This is a genomic window from Segetibacter koreensis DSM 18137 (assembly GCF_000374045.1).
In the GTDB taxonomy this organism is placed as follows: Bacteria; Bacteroidota; Bacteroidia; order Chitinophagales; family Chitinophagaceae; genus Segetibacter; species Segetibacter koreensis.
The window spans coordinates 366,346-384,823 of the sequence record NZ_KB893337.1 but is presented as its reverse complement, the minus strand read 5'-3'; the positions used below and the strand labels follow the sequence as shown (position 1 = coordinate 384,823).

At 37.9% G+C, this 18,478-nt stretch carries 15 protein-coding genes; 4 read left to right on the top strand and 11 right to left on the bottom strand.

Translation table 11 applies throughout. The features are described from left to right. The 3 genes from B154_RS0118205 to B154_RS0118195 form a co-directional block, all read right to left on the bottom strand. A complete protein-coding gene (locus B154_RS0118205; protein WP_018615746.1) occupies positions 1-1,287 on the bottom strand; it encodes a relaxase/mobilization nuclease domain-containing protein in 1,287 nt (428 codons plus the stop codon). Beyond that, positions 1,275-1,664, bottom strand: coding sequence for a plasmid mobilization protein (locus B154_RS0118200; RefSeq protein WP_018615745.1), 390 nt, complete (start codon positions 1,662-1,664; stop codon positions 1,275-1,277). The genes B154_RS0118205 and B154_RS0118200 overlap by 13 nt, the downstream gene beginning before the upstream one ends. Positions 1,665-1,917: 253 nt before the next feature. Beyond that, complete coding sequence (locus tag B154_RS0118195) at positions 1,918-2,814, bottom strand: toprim domain-containing protein (RefSeq protein WP_018615743.1); 897 nt, start codon at positions 2,812-2,814, stop codon at positions 1,918-1,920. 136 nt (positions 2,815-2,950) lie between these two features. Here B154_RS0118195 and B154_RS0118190 point away from each other — a divergent pair, with 136 nt between their 5' ends. Beyond that, complete coding sequence (locus tag B154_RS0118190) at positions 2,951-3,244, top strand: hypothetical protein (protein ID WP_018615742.1); 294 nt, start codon at positions 2,951-2,953, stop codon at positions 3,242-3,244. 197 nt (positions 3,245-3,441) lie between these two features. Here the strand turns inward: B154_RS0118190 and B154_RS0118185 are convergent, their stop codons facing one another. Beyond that, a complete protein-coding gene (locus B154_RS0118185) occupies positions 3,442-3,996 on the bottom strand; it encodes a hypothetical protein (RefSeq protein ID WP_018615741.1) in 555 nt (184 codons plus the stop codon). 241 nt (positions 3,997-4,237) lie between these two features. Between B154_RS0118185 and B154_RS0118180 the strand changes: the two genes are divergently transcribed. Continuing rightward, the gene (locus B154_RS0118180; protein ID WP_018615740.1) at positions 4,238-4,615 is read left to right on the top strand and encodes a hypothetical protein; all 378 of its coding nucleotides are present in this window, start codon (positions 4,238-4,240) and stop codon (positions 4,613-4,615) included. A 279-nt stretch (positions 4,616-4,894) separates the two neighbouring features. Here the strand turns inward: B154_RS0118180 and B154_RS0118175 are convergent, their stop codons facing one another. Then, on the bottom strand, positions 4,895-5,344 hold the full coding sequence (locus tag B154_RS0118175) for a DMT family transporter (protein ID WP_018615739.1): 450 nt from the start codon (positions 5,342-5,344) through the stop codon (positions 4,895-4,897). Positions 5,345-5,544: 200 nt separating this feature from the next. Between B154_RS0118175 and B154_RS0118170 the strand changes: the two genes are divergently transcribed. Continuing rightward, entirely contained in the window at positions 5,545-5,997 is a 453-nt protein-coding gene (locus tag B154_RS0118170; protein WP_018615738.1) for a UPF0158 family protein, read from the top strand. Between the two features lie 219 nt (positions 5,998-6,216). Next, on the top strand, positions 6,217-8,970 hold the full coding sequence (locus B154_RS0118165) for a M16 family metallopeptidase (protein ID WP_018615737.1): 2,754 nt from the start codon (positions 6,217-6,219) through the stop codon (positions 8,968-8,970). Positions 8,971-9,044: 74 nt separating this feature from the next. Here B154_RS0118165 and B154_RS0118160 read toward each other — a convergent pair whose 3' ends face one another. The 6 genes from B154_RS0118160 to B154_RS28980 form a co-directional block, all read right to left on the bottom strand. Further along, entirely contained in the window at positions 9,045-9,515 is a 471-nt protein-coding gene (locus B154_RS0118160; protein ID WP_018615736.1) for a JAB domain-containing protein, read from the bottom strand. Positions 9,516-9,799: 284 nt separating this feature from the next. Then, positions 9,800-9,991, bottom strand: coding sequence for a type I restriction-modification system subunit M N-terminal domain-containing protein (locus B154_RS0118150; protein WP_018615734.1), 192 nt, complete (start codon positions 9,989-9,991; stop codon positions 9,800-9,802). A 364-nt stretch (positions 9,992-10,355) separates the two neighbouring features. After that, a complete protein-coding gene (locus tag B154_RS28990; protein WP_018615733.1) occupies positions 10,356-11,591 on the bottom strand; it encodes an McrC family protein in 1,236 nt (411 codons plus the stop codon). Continuing rightward, positions 11,591-14,119, bottom strand: coding sequence for an AAA family ATPase (locus B154_RS30865; RefSeq protein ID WP_018615732.1), 2,529 nt, complete (start codon positions 14,117-14,119; stop codon positions 11,591-11,593). Before B154_RS30865 ends, B154_RS28990 begins: the two co-directional genes overlap by 1 nt. Positions 14,120-14,148: 29 nt before the next feature. After that, positions 14,149-15,111: a hypothetical protein gene (locus B154_RS30860; protein ID WP_018615730.1), complete on the bottom strand. Its 963-nt coding sequence runs from the start codon at positions 15,109-15,111 to the stop codon at positions 14,149-14,151. Between the two features lie 21 nt (positions 15,112-15,132). Then, entirely contained in the window at positions 15,133-18,468 is a 3,336-nt protein-coding gene (locus B154_RS28980; protein WP_018615728.1) for an Eco57I restriction-modification methylase domain-containing protein, read from the bottom strand. Positions 18,469-18,478: the final 10 nt, after the last annotated feature.

Here is an 18,478-nt window from a genome sequence, read left to right as displayed (position 1 = left end):
TTATTGGTTGTTTGATATATTTCTACGCTTTTTCTTTTTAGTCTTTCTTAGTTGGTAAGGGAGATAATTGTTTCCTTGTATAGGTTGCAGAAATTCCTCTGCTGTCCTTCCAATATCATTCGTTATAAGATGCTCCTCGATGGAAAATTGTTCTTTGTGGGCAGAATTAGTTTCGTTTTTCAGATGAGGTAATGTTACTTGATTTTTTACGCCATCATTTTGTTTTAAATGATCGTTTTGACCACATCTTTCCTGGATGCCTTTTGCGGAGTATTGTTTTCCTAAATCACTGCCATTAAATACACATTTTGTTTTGTGGTCGACATAGGTTAGGCCGTAAATAGTTCCTTCCTTATTTTGCCTTACAACCGTATGTATTCCTTCTTTTTGAAGTGATCCTTGCAAAGTCTTCAAGGATTTTTTCGGTTGTTTTAATACTGCCAAATCAATTGCATTTTTAACCCTTGCTTTATGACTTTGGCGGGCAGCTTCATTAAGGTTAAATCTTTCCTCAATGTATTTTAAAGTAGGTTTATTGTGGAAAGAACTTGCTTTAATCGGAACTCCGACAGAATTTCCCTTTTCATCAAGAATCCGGTAAAGCAAACCTTCATTTTTATATACTCTTGAACCTTCACTACCCCTGTCTGCTAATACATTATACTGTTGAAGTACTGCATTTAATTCAGCAAGGGAAGTGTATCTATAAGTATTAAGTACATTATCGAGAACGTTTACAATCGCTCGCCTTGACTCTGACCGGCCGTACTGTACTTTCTGACCATATGCTGACTTGAGTTCGTAAGGCTTCGCTTTCATACCTTCGGCCTTCACCAGCCCATAATCATTCTCGATTTCTTTGCGGGCTTTTTCCGACTGGTTACGGCCGATATTATTAGTATCTATGCGAGAGCCATCGGCACGTACTTTTAGAGATACAATATGAATATGAGGATGTGCTGCATCAGTATGGTGGTATACTAGATAAGGTTGTTCTCCAAAGCCTATTTTTTCCATATACCTATTCGAAATTTCTTTCAATTGCTCATTAGAAAGTTTTTCAGAAGGGTCGAAATTGAGTGATATATGAACACTGTTTCGCGTTACATTTTCATTTAAGGAAGCTAGTTTCAGGAGGCGATTTAGCTTTTGATTAAAAGAAATTTTTTCGATATCTATAGGATAATTTACAGCTGAAATACATTCTGCTTTGCCTTCTTTAACCTTGTTTTCATTGTAGTTTAAGATGCGGTTGATAGAGTGCCCTGTTTTAATTACTGCAACCATTTTTCAGCTATTTTTTGAATGTTATTTTTTATTTCATCCACCTTGTTCAAAAGAAGTTTTTTGTCCAGTTCATAGGCTAAAATCCAGTGCCTGAATTCGGGGATTTGTTGCAGCGTATGAAGTCTTTTTACAGCCTGATTAAAGTTATTTCCGATGCTGTTTAATTCGTTTCTAAGCTTTATAGTCTCTGCCATTAAGTCGTCTAAAGATTGGTTGCGATATGTGGTAGTAACGGGTTTCTCAAGCAATATCTTTCTGGCGTAATCACTCAATTTTCGACAGGTAGATGTACTATACAGCTTATTAATTTTTATATATTCTTCGGGCTTTAACCTTACATGCAGCCATTTGGTCCGATTGGTACCTTGTTCACTCATAACGTTTTATTTATGTGGTTTTCTAATTTTTTTTCTAAAAGCACTCCACCTACGACTTGGGAGTAATGGGGGGCAAGAGTCGGTTGTGGCACAACCGGACATCTTGCCGATTGCAGGAAGGTGGCAATCTTCTATTTTTAAGCGTGTCTTTTTGGTTTTTTATCATTTACCTATATTTTCTTTAGAAGGGCTATATTGCTTCGGGGTGACTGAGATAATAGGGTAGAGGTTAAGAAGGCAAAGGTTATTAACACTATAGCTTAAGCCTTTTCTTCTGGTCCTTTCCAATGTTCATTATCCAATCATTTAAGTCTTTATAATTTTTATACAGTCCGCTTTCATCTTTGTATTTTTTGGATAGGGATAATGCATATCGTGTGAATTTTTGTCCGGTTTTATCATGATCTAAATACAATTTGATATGCTCGTGTTTCTCCATAAACGCACGACCTTTTTCAAACAATGACAGGGAGTTTAAGACGACGTAATTTGCCTTGATAGGTGCAAAGTTTTTTTGAATTGAAATGAAAGAAAGGAAGTCGAAAAAACCTTCAAAAGCAATACCTTCTTTTGCTCCGAGGTCAAATGTTTTTATGTCTTTGGGAGCACTACTTAATTTAGAATATTGGTTGCGTAATTCGTAACCTCCAGCATCGTTTTTAAACCCTATGCCGAAATATTTTTTATCATTCAATTCATAGCATACTTCTTTGCAATATTCTTTTGCAACTGTAATTGAAATTCTTCGATGCATTAAGTAACGCTCAAGAGCGTAAGAAGAAAGAGTTTTTTCACTTAAAATTGCTATTTTGCCTTCAGTCTTTTCTCCACTCAATTTTGCTAGCAAAGTAGCAGGCGGGTGAAATGAAAAATAGCCATTTACTTCTTGGAGAAATTCACTTACTGTACAGTTGTGGTAAAGGATGGCAAAATCAACCACATTTCCTCCCTTGCCAATGCCGTGATCATACCAGCAGTTCAACTTCCTGTTTACCTTAAAGGAAGGGGTTTTTTCTTCACGTAATGGAGACAAGTACCAGTAGTCGAAGTTTCTGATTTTTGCAGGTGAGTGACCTAGTTTTAAAAGGTACTCTACCATATCAATTTGCCTGGCTTCGTTTACGGAAACTCTGTGTCTTGAAGTATTCATACCCGCGCATTTCGTTTACAGTTACGAAATTAGAAAGCGCTCGTAGGCTGAACAATCATGACTATATTTTGAACAGGATCGAGAAGGTAGTTAAGAATAATTTTGACTTATTATGTAATCAACAAATTTTTCCATTATGCTTACTACAAATGATGTGTCTAAAGTCTATGACACTATCTTAAGTATCCCAGGTATGAACGAAACGGTAAAGATTGATCTTAAAATTTCCCGTAGAAATGTACTACTGCTAAAAAATGTTATTGAACGAGGTCTAACACTAAAAGATCCTGACGACAAAGTATCAAATCTTTTGGATATTGTACCCAAAGAAACATTGCAGGAACTAAGTAATCTATCTGATGATTGTTTAAAAAAAGCAGGATTAATAGAGCTTAGTGAAAAACTTAGTGTGTTGAGGACAAGTAAATAGTAGCAATATTTGCTGCGCCAGTGGGTCAGTATGCTTAGTAACAGGTGTAACGCTGCAAACCTAAACAATAAAATGCGGAATATAATTGGAGCAATTATATTCCGCTTAGCAGCATAACAAATAGGAATAAGTTTTCTTACTATGAACCTTATGGAGATGATTAAAAATAACCTTTGGACTACTAAAAACCCATCCAACTATTTTGGATCCATATAACTTACATCCGGTTTTTTTTGAAGTTTCCATCCTTCATCACTTAATACGAAGTAAGCTTTATTTGTTTTCGTTCTATTGAAATCAACAGTGGTAAGTTTAGCAAAAGGTGTAACATTTTTAAAGGCGGTAGAATATTCCACCAGGGCTTTATCTCCACTACTATTTGTTCTTACATTGTCCACTTCTATAACATCTTCGTCAGCTAACTTAACTTTCTGTATATGAGTCGCTTTATCAATGTCTGGTGTCGGAAGTAAGAAGGATTGACTCTTCGGTGTAAAAACTATTAATGGCTTACCAGCGTCAACTAATTTTTGGGTTCGTTGAACTGTTACTAAGCCTGCAGATTCAAGTCCCGCTTCCAGTACTTTTCTTGCATATATAGGATCACTACAATATATATCATAACCTAGTACTCCCGAAAGATCTTTTTCCTGTTTGAGTTGTTTCAAAGCTTCGTCATGACTTAACTCTGTACGATGACAACTTCCTGTTATAATACAAAATATAATCAGGATTAAGGGTGATTTGTTCATGATAATGAGGGTTTAATGAGTTCTATAAAATTACTAAAACGTTTAGGGAAATGTAATTGACATTTGTCAAGAAAAACAATAAGTACAGAAGTCCTTAAAAGATAGGTATAACTATGAGCAACATGCCAGACGGCGGGATATTAAGGAGTTTGAGTAATAGAAAAATTCCCTTTGGACTATTTTAAAGTTTTATGCTGCTTAAAAATTATTTAATATAATTTTCAGGAAAAATTAAAAAGTCATGAAAAATGGTCTCTTTTGCCTCTTAACAATAACGCTTATATCAGGTTCAGTAAAAGCGCAACTTGGACACAGCAAATGGAAAGGAGTGTTGAAATTAGACAATCCCGTTAATGTTACTTTTAATTTTGGGAAAGATACCCTTACTGTCTTCAATCTCGATGAAAATACTATTCTTGAAACAATGATTTATACTGCAACCTCTTCAACGTTTACTTTAAAGAAAATTTCCGGGCAGAGTGGTTGTGAAAGTTCTACTATCGGTAAGTATAAATATAAAATCAAGGCGAAATCTTTGCTGATGACAGTTGTTGAAGATAACTGCAGCGATAGAGCTCCTTACTTAAATAATCTGCAATTGATGAAGGATAGATCCTAAACAAAAACGACAGCTAATCCGCTTTTTTTTCAAGGGAGCGGGCCAATAGGAAAAGTTTATAGTGACAGCAATCGTTATGTCCCTGGATTATTGCCCCACAGAGACCGTCTTTTCGATTTTGATTACCTGAAGAATAATTATATTATGCAAAATGGTTAGAGGAAAACTAATTAGTTGTAATAAAACATTGTAACAATTTGGTACTTGGCAAGTCCCTTGATGTTAGCTGCAAGCCTTGCTAAGGATTGTAGTTTGATTTAGTTTGAACTTGAGCAGGACCTATTTTTTCATTACCAGATAGACTCCTGCAATCATCAAAAGCATTCCTACGATCCGTGTAAGACTTATAGAGCGAACAGCAACATTAAAAAGACCGAAGTGATCTATTGTAACAGCGCAGATAATTTGTCCCGTGACGATAAGCCCAATAGCTGTTCCAACTCCAATCCTTGGAACCAAAACAGTTATCATTACAACATAAGTCGCAACAATTATTCCTCCAAGGTAACCATGTACGGGAGCAGAAGCTAACTGTTGTCGCATAGGGAAGGATATTCTTGATATCAGCAGAAAAAGTATCATTCCTATCAATCCAACTATAAAAACCATTAGGCCAGTAATAAATGGATTTCCAATACTTTTACTAAACTCCGCATTAGTCGCAGCTTGGATAGGAATTAAAGCGCCAGTGATTAATGCAAGTGCAAGGAAAATTATATCATTTTTCATTGCAATAATTTTATAGATTATCAAATGTAAACTAATAAAGCCAGAAGAAAAGCTTACGGCTAATAGGGGCATTTAATTTATCGCGCTGACAGGAGCGAAGCGTGACAGTCCTAATGAGTAACATTCTATTAAATTTTCATGTGCAGAGTTTGCATTTTGAAGGAAAGTTTTTATTTTGAGAAAGACAGAATATTCACAGCATGCCGACTTTTACAAAAGAACAAATAAAGGAAATTTCCGAACAATTGGACTGTGGATTCAGGGCCTTTTATCACAAACAAACAGGCGAACTTATTTTTGTGCCAGACACTAACAGGCATATCGGTATGGACACGGATGCCTGGCAAGATGAACTCGACAAACTTGACGAAAACTTTTTGGACTATCATGAAATTGACGCGATGGAAGCAAGCGATTCATTTCGAGTTATGGCTGACTTTGTAAAGCAACTCACCGATACAAAACTTAAAGACGAACTTATAAAAGCATTAAGCAGAAATAGACCATTTCGGGAATTTAAGTTTGTAATTGACAATGCTGGTGAACAACGCCAATGTTGGTTTGCCTTTAAAAGTAAACGCTATATCGAATGGACGGAAGAACAATTAAAAATGCAAAAAGACATTGACGAACAGGAAAACGTCCACGACTAAAAACCATTTGCAAAAGCTGGGGAGACGGAAGATCGATCAGCTGTAAACGAGATATGCCAGGCTTACTATTCTAATATTATACTGTTCTAAAGTTGGAGTTTTAAATATAAAACCTTAGATTTAATCTAAGTAAAAAGGTTCAGAACATCCCCCTACAAAAAAGATTTTTCTAACTCATAGATTAGATTCAGTTACTGCTCATTAATAATTTTTTTATTTATGAAGAAGATAGTATTGTTCTTGTCATTGTCGCTTGTGATTACTTTTTCTGCTATTTGCCAACAAGTTAATCTTGTAGATCCGTCGAAGATAAATATTCCGTATAAGAAGTATGTGCTTGAAAACGGCCTAAGGTTAATTGTCCATGAAGATCACAAAGCTCCTATTGTGGCCGTTAATGTTTGGTATCATGTTGGTTCGAAAAATGAGAAGCCTGGTAAAAGTGGCTTTGCACACCTGTTCGAACATCTGATGTTCAACGGCAGCGAGCATTTTAATATGGATTACTTTAAAGCATTAGAGAACATTGGCGCTACTGATCTAAATGGTACCACCAACAACGACCGTACTAATTATTTTCAAAATGTTCCTATAGCAGCTCTCGATCAAGTCTTATGGTTGGAATCCGACCGGATGGGCCATTTGTTGGGTGTGATAGATTCTGCCAGATTGAACGAGCAAAGAGGGGTAGTACAAAATGAAAAAAGACAAGGAGAAAATCAGGCCTATGGTTTGGAATGGGAATTATCTACTAAAGCATCTTACAATGTGGGTCATCCTTATTCCTGGACTGTCATTGGCTCAATGGAAGATCTTAATGCTGCATCGCTTGAAGATGTTAAAAATTGGTTTCGTACCTATTACGGAGCAGCTAATGCTGTACTGGTTATAGCTGGTGATGTAAAGGCAGATGAAGTATATGAAAAAGTAAAAAAATACTTTGGCAATATTCCAGCTGGTTCCACATTAGCAAAGTTTGAAAAGAATATAGCCAAAAGAACAGAGAATACAAGGCAGGCTTACCAGGACAGGGTAAACGAGACAAGAATTAGTATGTATTGGAATGTGCCCCAATGGGGATCGAAAGAAGCTGTTATTTTGGACCTTGTGTCAGACGTTCTTAGCCGTGGGAAAAATTCTCGGTTATACAAGAAATTAGTTTTTGAAGACCAGGTAGCAAGCGTTGTGTACACATACAATGATTCTAAGGAAATTGGTGGCACGTTTAATGTGACAGTGAACGTAAAACCGGGCGGTGACCATGCTAAAGTAGAACAAAGTGTTAACCAACTATTACAGGATTTAATTGTTAAAGGTCCAACGACTGAAGAGTTGATGCGGGTAAAATCTGATAGATATAGTCAATTCATAAAAGGAATGGAGCGAATTGGCGGTTTTGGTGGGAAATCAGACATACTTGCCGAATCAGAAGTGTATGGAAACAATCCGGAATATTATAAGAACAATCTTAAATGGATTGCGGAAGCAACGGTTGAAGATGTTCAGAAGGCTGCTAAAGACTGGCTATCAAATGGAAGACACACCCTTATTTGTACGCCTTTCCCAAACTATAAAACTGCAGCAACCGATGCTGACAGAAGTAAATTGCCTGCTCTGACCACTCAGCCCGAGTCAAGTTTTCCTGATATTCAAACAGCAAAATTAAAAAACGGGCTTAACGTTGTTTTAGCTCGTAGAAAAGAGGTGCCTACAGTTTCTGTAGGCCTATTATTTTCAGCTGGCTATGCTGCGGACCAATTTACTAAACCCGGTGCTGCTAGCCTGACTATGAATTTACTAGATGAAGGAACCAAAACTTTAAATGCTCTGCAAATTAGTTCCAAAGCTCAGTTATTAGGTAGTTCTATTTATACTTTTTCTGACCTGGATGCTTCCTATGTCAGGATGGACGCATTGAAATCAACATTCAATGCGTCTCTTGATCTTTTTGCCGATATTGTATTGAACCCATCTTTTGCTCAATCTCAGTTTTCACGTCTGCAGCAAGAGCAGCTCAATAATATTCGACGGGAGAAAACTGAACCTTTTTCAATGGCGTTAAGGGTGTTTCCTAGGTTTTTTTATGGTGAAGGTCATGCGTACAGTTTGCCATTTTCTGGCTCTGGATACGAAAAAAGTGTTTCTACTTTAACCCGTGCGGAAGTGGTTAAATTTTACGATACATGGATTAAACCTAATAATGCGACAATATTGATAGTGGGTGATATCGAGATGCCAACTTTGTTGTCTAAATTAGAAAGTAGTTTTGGCAGCTGGCAGCCGGGAGAAGTTCCTAAGAAAAACCTTTCGTCAGTCACTGGTATTAAGGGTAATCGTTTGTACCTGATTGATCGTCCTGAATCGCAGCAATCAGTAATTATTGCAGGATACCTTACAGAACCATATGGCAAATTACCTGAAATACCAAGGGAGGCTTTAATGAATGTTTTTGGCGGTGATTTTACCTCCCGGATAAACATGAACCTGAGGGAAGATAAACATTGGTCCTACGGGGCGGGAACTTATATACCGGATGCCAAAGGTCAACGGCCAATGCTTGTTTATACGTCTGTTCAAACGGATAAAACAAAAGAGTCTTTACAGGAAATAAAGAAAGAATATAAGGCGGTTATTAATGAAAGACCCATAACAAATGAAGAATTTCAAAGAACGAAAAGCAATGTAAGTATGCAACTTCCAGGAAAGTGGGAAACGAACGGGTCTATATTGCAATCATTAGTAGAACTGGTGAAGTATGAATTACCTCAAGACTATTTTAAGTTATATTCTAAAAACGTCAAAGCCATGACCTTGGAAGATGTCCAAAAACTTAGCAAGCAAATGATTAACCCGGATAATCTCTCATGGATTGTAGTGGGCGATGCAGATAAAATATTGAAAGGATTGAAGGAAATTGGCTTCGACGAAATTATTACCGTGGATAGTGATGGCAATGCAATCCAAGCGAAATAAAAAACAAGAGAGCAGAAAATGGTATGCCGCCTAATAGTATTCGGCATCTGATCGTCAAAAGTTAAAAAAAGGGCTTATAGCAGCCCTTCATCAGCAAATGACAAGTAACTTTCGCTAGTGATGATTATGTGATCAAGTAATTTGATCTCAAGAAATTGACCAGCGTGTTTTAACTTTTGAGTAAGTTCTTCATCCTGCCTGCTTGGCTTAAGACTCCCTGACGGATGGTTGTGAGAAATGACGATTCCAGACGCGTTAGCCTTAAGTGCAGCTACGAATATTATTCTTGGGTCAGCAATAGTTCCGGAAATACCTCCAGTTGATACTTCGTAAATACCCAACACTTTCTGCGCTCTGTTAAGAAGCAACACTTTAAATTGTTCTATAAATTCGATTTTATTATGATCCCATAACTGCAGTAGAATGTGGTAAGCGTCTTTCGAAGATCCGATTTGGAGGCGGTCAGAAGCTTTCACTTTTGATTTGTATTTTAGCTCTATTTCAGCTACCTGGTACAATGCTGATACACTCAGTTTGCTTTCCATAACTCAAGATTTAAAAGTTTAAAAAATTAATTATGGAGCATTCTCCGCCTTAGGGCAATTAAGCAAAAAAGGAAACGGAATAAATGCGGGATTAAGCAGGGTAGGAGCTGTGTTTATGCCGTAGTCTTTCTTTGCGCTACAGCGCCCTAAGCCTAACTTTGCTTGAATGATTAATGACATAAACTTTCATACATTTCTTTCTAACCCATTCAAAACATCACTTACTTCACTGCAAGTCATTAGGGATGAAGTAGCTGGTGACTATTGGTATGGACCTTACAAAATCAAAAATCTAAAAATCTTATTTTAAACGAATAGGCAATCTTACGACTGTAAGGAGGTTTGCTATATTCATCCGCCATTTTAAAAAACAGCAGGTAAGTAAGTTGTTCTAAGTAATTGCCATAACCCACACCATCATCACGAAGGGTATTGCAAAACGACCAGATTTTAGAAACTATTTGATTGGTTGACATTTTTGTAATTAGAATTTTGGTACAAGCTCATGTAGCCCGACTGATCATCTTTGCGTCGCATCTAATTATAACAACAGAATAAGTAAGGTTATCCTTGAACTAACTTCCTTAACGGGGCTGTTGTCTGTCTGCACCAACAGCCCTTTGTTCAATTATGTTCGGAGGGGAAACACGGACAAAAGCGAAAACGCCACGGAGAGCTTAAATTGTTGGTTTGATTTTAGCAAAGCATAGCCTTAGAATTTTTTAGATACAGGCCTGTGAACACGGTAGATATCTTCTGTAGCGGATTAATTAGTCATGTTCTTCCTATTTCTATTGCCACCGCAGTCCTGCAATCGTGTGAAAGCATCATAATTTGTAATTAACGAATATACCCCTCCACCTCTCCTAACGACAACTTCACACTCCCATTCTCCCGCACCAATGGCATAAAGCTCAACCGGCATTCTCCGTGCCCATCTTTGGCAAAAGTCCCTTCAAAGGAATATTCATTGGTAGATGGATACAACAATGCTGACTTTACCGAACCGAAGTACAAGTTATACACCAGCATCTGTTTCAGATCATCATCAGAAGGGCTGTTGCCGGACACGTTCTTCCACTTGGTATCGAGTATACAAACAACATTTCCAGACAAGTCATACACAACGATGTCTGGATACACCCTAACTGTTCTACCTGTTTGTGGCTGCCAAAATCCTGTACCTACCTGTCCTCTTACTGTGTACCGACCCAATAGTTGTTTACGGAGTTTCTTGTATACATAAGCTTCCCAGAGTTTGTTCATGTCGAACATTAAGGCGATGACTTCATTTCCTCCCTTTCGTATATCAGGGTGATAATGGAGCAGTAGTAACCGTGCTATCTGGATAGCCTTTTTGTATGCTTCCGTCTTTCTATCAAATACCAACTTTTCAAAAAAAACATCATTTACCTGTAGGTTGTTACATTCAGGAAAATCCAGCAGCAGGCTTTCTATTTTCCCCGCCAGATTGGATGATGTGTTGATATGCCGGAGCAACAAAAGCGTTTTGTATAACACCTGATTGAAAATGTTTTCCCGATCATACGTGCTATGCCGAACATAAAGGCGCTCTGCGTGCACCAGGTTGTGTTGAAGGTTTTTTGAGAACAGTAAAGAACCTTTTAAAGCGAAACTGTTGCTTTCTGTCTTCCGGTATTTCTTTACCAATCCTGTTTGCAGCAGGTAACGCACTTCTTTTACGAACATCTTCATATACAGGTCTAATATGGAATGGCTCTTGAGCCTGAGGGATGCTGTGCCGGTCTCATAAGTATCTAACAACCCAACTGTTCGTAACATATCTACCAGGAAGCCGTGCCATACAGTTTTATCTGTCTCTTGCTTATCCGCTTTAGGCAATACTTCAATCGTTAATCCCGCAACCTGTAGCACGCCTACATAAGAGGTAAACTTTACACCTTTGTGTGTAAGGTTGTAATAGGGATTGCCCTTTGCTCCATAGTATACTTGCATCGCCTTTAAGTGATGCTCTTCAAACTTGACATCGTCCACTACGTCATTCTCACGAAGTGTAGCGTGCTCAAATACACGTATGTATTGTTTGGCCGGCATTATTTATTCAGCAGTAGATTAAGTGCGTTAGCAAAATCAGCTTCTGTATTTATTGGCTTGATACGCCACACCTGTTTTTCCAATAGACTATCAAGTGCGTCATGTTCAGCGTCAGCAAAAAACTTAGTATTACTATCATCTTGCTCCTGTTGCAGCTCAACAAAGCCTCTGCCTACTACCAGGCACATTTTGGCGTAATCGCCATAGAAATACTCCTGCAGCAATGGAATGATCTTATTATTAAATGCAAGCAAATAGTTATTCCATGTCCAGCCGGTTTTTGGTAAAAAGTAACTATGCCCAATCTGGTGATCACGGCTTATAAGCTTTTCCAAACGCTTGTTTACGGTTGCTAGCACTTCAGAAAAATCAAAAGAATTACCTGCAATAGTTACATCTGTGCCAATGTCTTCATGTTTCGGATTTGCCTGCATTTCTATAAAGGAAAATCTACGTCTTAAAGCAGAATCCAAAGCCTCGACGCTTCTATCAGCGGTATTCATAGTGCCTATGATGTATAAGTTATCAGGTACAGAAAACCTTTCACCAGAGTAAGGGAGCAACACCTCCAACTCTTCTTCCCTCCCTTTTCGTTTATCATCTTCTATAAGCGTAATCAGCTCACCGAAAATCTGCGAAATATTGCCCCTATTAATTTCATCGATTACAAGAACATAATTCTCTTTGGAAACTTGCGGCTGTATGTTACTGGCTTCACCTTTGACGAAAAACTCCTTCTTTATTTCTCCCTTATTCAGCTTGTACAAAGTCTGCTGCTGAAATCGTTTATAATAGAGCTCTTCAACAGGGATATTTTGATTTTTGAGCAACCACCTTACACTTTTAAATTGATTTACTCCCAGGCCATCAACCTTTCGATATTCGTAATCTCCGGTGACAATGCCGATTGCCCTGAAAGATAAATTTCCGTAGCTCACCACTACATAATCTCCCTGCTTCAAATAGTGAATAAACATATTCACTTCCTGTGCGGCAAACTTATCCAACTGATCAGGTACCATTTTTTGAATTTCCGCTTCTGACTTTCCTGTAAAGTCTATTGCATCACCCCAGCCCAACGCAATGCAATTATTGTCCATACAATATTGGAAAATCTGGTCATCGTCCGGATTTGCTGTATTCCCCAACGAGATTTTATAAAAAGTCGCTTTTGTAAAATCATCTTCAGATAATGAGAAGCGACTATTCTCTGAGGAAGGAGTGAACAACGCTTTTGCTACTATTCTTTTGAAAATCCCGGGTTTCGTTTCATACTGCAAAAAAGTATCACCCGGCTTCGGCTCCACCGGTTTAATTCCTTCGATAAAATCTTCATAAGTCATGCTTTGATGAAAGGTTACAAACTCTACCTGGCCCTTTTTCTGCAGCCTTTCATATTCATCTTTAATCTCCTTTCTAGTTCTGTCAATAAAAATGAATTGCGGATTGGCAATGCGAATGGCTGTTTCAATAGTAGTATATGTCTTACCTGTGCCTGGAGGCCCATACAAAATCTGGTTCAAAGGCATTGAGTTGTTGTTTGTGTTTGCAGGCATAGCTTCTATCAATTTTAATATTGCGTTGTATTGGTCTTCTGTAGCTGCTAGGTTTGTCCCTTGCACACTATGTTTTAAGTCTTTGAGTATAGCATGAGATAAAACTCGTGGTTTCAAAATAGGATCATCTACTAAATTGTAATCTAACTTGAGATCTACTTTATCTGATATTTGCGGCTGGTCAACGACCCCAGTATAATAAGGCAATTCTTCCTCAGGGTCGCTAGTCTCATAAACAGGAGAAGTTATTGTTGCAAGTGCGTACACCCCGGCATTTGCTCCTGTTGCCCACAGGATTACTTTATCGCCTATACCAATCTTAGACTTATTCTGACTGACTGTCCACGTTTTCAATATTCCATCTCTTAATGCATCCACAATCCTGTAAACTTTAGGGCTAGCTTGAAAGACCCAATACTTAGTTGATTTATCTCCATTGATACCCACCCATGCTTTGATTGCGAATATTTGCGAGGACAGGTGAGGATTTAACTCCAAAGCTTCATTGAGCATCGATGCGACAACTTCTTCTGTTTCGAGGTATATAAAACCAACTTGCCCCATCCGTTCTCTGCCATCAAAATATCCTTTCTCTTTTGCTGATACAATCTTATTACTTAATACTACAGCCAGAGTTCTAGATGCTATAAGATTAAAGCTCTGTTTGGCATTCACTTCTACAGCATTCGGAAGTATCACAGCTTTCCCGTAAAAACCGACAATCTGGTTTTGTGAATGAAAAATAATGAGGTTGTTTGCACCTGTAACTTTAGGTGGTTTCGTAAATTGAGCATAACCTCTTATTTCTTCTTTTGTATTTCTTACGTTATTGAAGTCAAAATTCCAGCTTTCATGTGGAGTATTACCTGCGTCGACCCATTTATGATTGCTTTTGTCTTCGCTTGGCTGTTGCCAATTATTACTATTCCATGTCAGGTTTACAAGCAAAAAAGTAATTTTTTCATCACTCATAGGGTATCAGGGTTAGTTGTTCTCAATTTCTAATGCATTATCGTCTTTACACTTTGCAACAGTTTCAAAAACTCGTTATAGTCTTTCACACCTTTACGACGTGTACTTAGTAGCGCAGACTTAATTGCCTCCTTGCTATACGTTGGTGTCCACTTCTTAAAACAAGTGTATTCATCAGCCAGGCAGTTAAACATGCAGCTGTATGTCTTTTCCATTCCCGGGTGATTGTCTTTGTAGGCTTCAATAAATAGCCACGTAAAATATTCAGCCATCCCTTCTACAATGTGTTTATCGGTCACATTCATGGCCGACCATTGGCTGTTGTCTTTATCCTTACCCAGGTGGTGATAGGCATGTGCCATTTCGTGAACTAATGTAGATAGAATAGAATGCTCTAATGGAAGGTTGTTGATCTGGCAAAACAAGATGAGGGGAACATAATAAACTTCAACTCTACTGGAAGCATAGGTATAAGTGCCCCAGATATCTGCCGTTCTGCCGGCATTCTTAAAAAGCGTTTGTATCAGCTTATTAAGATCGTATTGTTTAAAGTAGTCATCAAGGTAATTCTCGAGTTCATGAAAGGACGCATGAGGCTTTTCTTCAAGGATATCCAGTAAAAAAGCGCTCCCCTCACCTTCCTTTTTAAAAAACCTGGAAGAAGATTGCATTTGTAACCGCAGCTTGTTAAATGCAGTGTATTCGTCAAAATCGAGGTTCAGGTAATGCTGATCAATCAGTTTGAGGAATGTTTCTTCTCTGTCCGTTACAAAATGAAAACTGATGTTACTATCCTTTTGAATTTTAGTCCCTATTACCTTCTGGTGCATTTTAAGACCCGTCTCTTCTCGAAGAAACTCTCTTATTGCTGGCAACCACTGGTTTCGAACCTTAGTAAAGGTGTGAGAATAGTTTAGTTGGAAGCTTCTTACCAGCCGAACTACACTCTTGTTTTTAGGCTGGTAAAGGTGTTGGGTGAATAGGGTTGCCATAAGATTTGGTTTATATCCATTCTATTCTTTCTCTCCCGGTAATGTGAACGCTTCGTACTCCTCTTTAGTCATCCACTCGTTGTTCCCTTCAATAAGGCAAGCTTCAGTATAATTCAAGGCATATATCTTGTAGAGCCATTTATCAATGGTCGCTTCCTCTGTTATGTTACCGATCTGTTCTTCAGTTTTTCTTGAAATAATTTTATCAACTAATTTACTTAGGGATTTCTTTGTTTCTGTATCTACTTTCTTTATCGGAAATCTCTTGCAATTTGCTATCAGAATCTTCTGAAATGTATTTTTCTCGATATCTAAATACTTATATTTATGATAAAAGTTCATTAGTTTAGAGTTAAGTATACATAGAATATACTTTAAATCATCTTCTTTATTCGTGGTTATGGCAAAGCCGATTTGAGTGAAATAAAGTTCCATACTGGTATACCCTGCATAAATTCGAGGAGGGTTACCAGAAATTATTTGTCTAACTATAATTCTCGGTTGTATAAAAAACCGTTTTTCTCTTGCAGCTCCTAACCAGCTTCCGTATTCCAAATATTCTTCAATTTGATCGGTAACAACATAAGGAAGAATGTTTTTACCGGAAATCATTGGCACGTGAAATTTTGAAGTTTTTTTATCTGAATGGAAAACGCGATTTCGAATTTGTTCTTCAGTATGTCCCTTGTATTTATCGTACGGTGTAATTCCTAATGAAAAGTCGGCCAACGTTTCTAAAGCAACACTGTCCTTTTCCATATGTAACAATAAAGCTGATACTATACCATCCGAAAAAATATTAAATTTATTCTCGGGATCTTCTCGCCATTGCGATCTTTCAAAAGAATTAAAAACAATATTTCTTAGGTCAGTTTTAAAATCATTAGGATAAACCTTTCCTTTGATCTCCTCCAGTAAGTTTGAGGTCTTAATTTGGAAAATTATGGTTTCAACTATTGCATTTTCGAAGATTGCGTCAGGTAACTTAATTAATTGAGTTAGATGATTTACGAGCCTATTTCTAATCTTTTTGTAAGAACTATTTAATAACAAGGAATTGGGGACTATAAAACAAAGTGAAGCGTCGTTTCGTAATAAGCGAAGAGATTTTTCAATAAAGATGGAGTATAGATTTATTCTGTTTTCGCAAGTTGCAAAGGTTAGAAAGTAAGATTTGACGTGTGCTGGAGGTAGCCCTTTTATGTCCACATATGGAGGATTTGCAATTATAATGTCAAAACCTTCTTTACTCTTATCACTACTATTCATTACTGCAGGAAAGTCAAGCCTCCAATCAAAGAATTCAAGCTTTGCAGCAGCATCTTTCTTTATGGTTTGCAGCTTTTGAATATTCTGATCGAATTCTGCAATAACTAAATCATTCTCAAGATTAGTCTTAATCTGCTTAGCTGTAAGAGGAAACCCATCTAAAGGAACAATGGTTTTGTTTTTGTCTCTATAGCTTTTCCTGCTTAAAGTAAGCTGATTGATAAGTATATCGATCTTTAGATTTTTAATGTCTCTTTGATATTTTTCCTTGTTTATTTTGTGGTTATAATAGGCACCTTGCCATGCCGAAAGCCTCTGCAATAAGCCTACTTGCTCAGTAATAAGCTTTTTGGTATCTGCCGTACCATGACTAGTAGTATAGTTCCACTCAATGTCAATTACATGATTCTCAAACTTGCTCAACAAGCTATCTCCCACTACAATTTTATAATCAAGGTTAGGTAATGGCTGTGGCTTTGTCTCATCTACTACCAAGCTCAACCAAAAACGTAATCGGGCAATATCAACAGCACCTTTTTCTATATCAACCCCATAAATAGAGTTTTGAATAATGTCTGACTTTACTTTCGCCGGGTTCCAGTCTTTCATCTTCCAAACTTTCTCCGTCACATCAGGGCTTACAAAATATAAGACCTCAACAGCGTGGTATATCTCCATTAGTAAGCCCATGGGAAACGCACCTGAACCAATAGCCGGGTCGCAAACTTTTACTTCACGTAAAGCTTTTAAAATGGCTTCATCATATTCTATTAATTCTGCAGCTTCCTGACGCTTAATCAATTTCTCTATTGATTCTCTTTTAACCGTTTCACCCTGATCGTTCAATTTAGTAAAGAGATATTCTATCAGGCTTTCCTGGCACATATAGTGCACAATTTCTTTCGGGGTATAAAATGCGCCTTTGTCCTTATTGTCTTCCAGCAGGTTTTCAAATATATGTCCCAGCATTTCCGGGTCAACCGCTACGGTATGTTCATCGGGACTGTCTTCGTACACGGTAAAGTTGTACTGGTCAAAAAAAGTAAACAGGTCGGCAAACAGTTTTTCTGGCAACACCAGCCCGTCTGCTTCGAGCATATCGTTTTCAAACAAGCCACCATTCAGAAAAGGAATTTTCAGTTTGTGGTAGTCTCCGTGGGTAAACTCGCTTTTATCTATTTTAAACAATTCATCTTTTCGGTCAGTGTTCAATGTTTCATAGAACAGCGGCACCAATACATTGGGATGAAAGTTTTGCTTGTGTTTGGTATCTCTAAACAGATCCCTTAGAAAATTCTCGTTACCATCCCCCCACTTTTCTCCCTCTTTTACACCAAGCCATCCTTTCTTTTCAAGGAAGTACATAAATACAATACGGCCCAGCAGTTTTTTTACAAAGTCACGTGCACATTTTTTGTCTTTTTTAAAAACAGAGGTAAAGGCCGCAGCAGATTTGCACACTTCCTTGCTGTTTTCATCTTCGCCGGTGAGGTAAGCCGTAAACGCACCGTAGTGCTTACGATAAGCATTGAAGAAGTCTTTCGACATCTTCTCTACGTTAAACGCCTCTTCCAATGTTTCGAGCGACACACCTGTTTTAAAGAGACTGGCGGTAGTTCTTACTTTGGCAAATCGGTCCGCAGCGGTTTTGCTTCTTTCACCTTCACCCAGAAGGTAGGTGTAGCGCTTAGGGTCGGTTGATTTCTTTTGCCGTCTGCCTTTATCGTCGCGGGTATATATTTCGCTTACATAACTAAACCGCCATTTGTTGCCTTGTACAAATACAATCAGCGCAGCATCCACATCTTCTTTGTACACTTTGGCCAATAGTTCGCGCATCCCTTTTTTGTTGCGGTGCAATTGTGCCTTAGGTCCTATGGTTAATTCATACAAGCCAATCTGCCTGTTATCCGTGGTTTCAAAGCTTCCCAGTTCTACACCTGTGGCTTCCCAGTCGTTTGCAGGCAGGTTAATTTTAGCTGGTTTGGTAAGAATATTATCTGCTTTAAAAACTTCTTTTGCTACTTCTATCCATTCGCTAGAGTCGTATGCTTTTTCAAATATCCGTTTAAGGGTCTGCTGGTCCATGACGATCGTT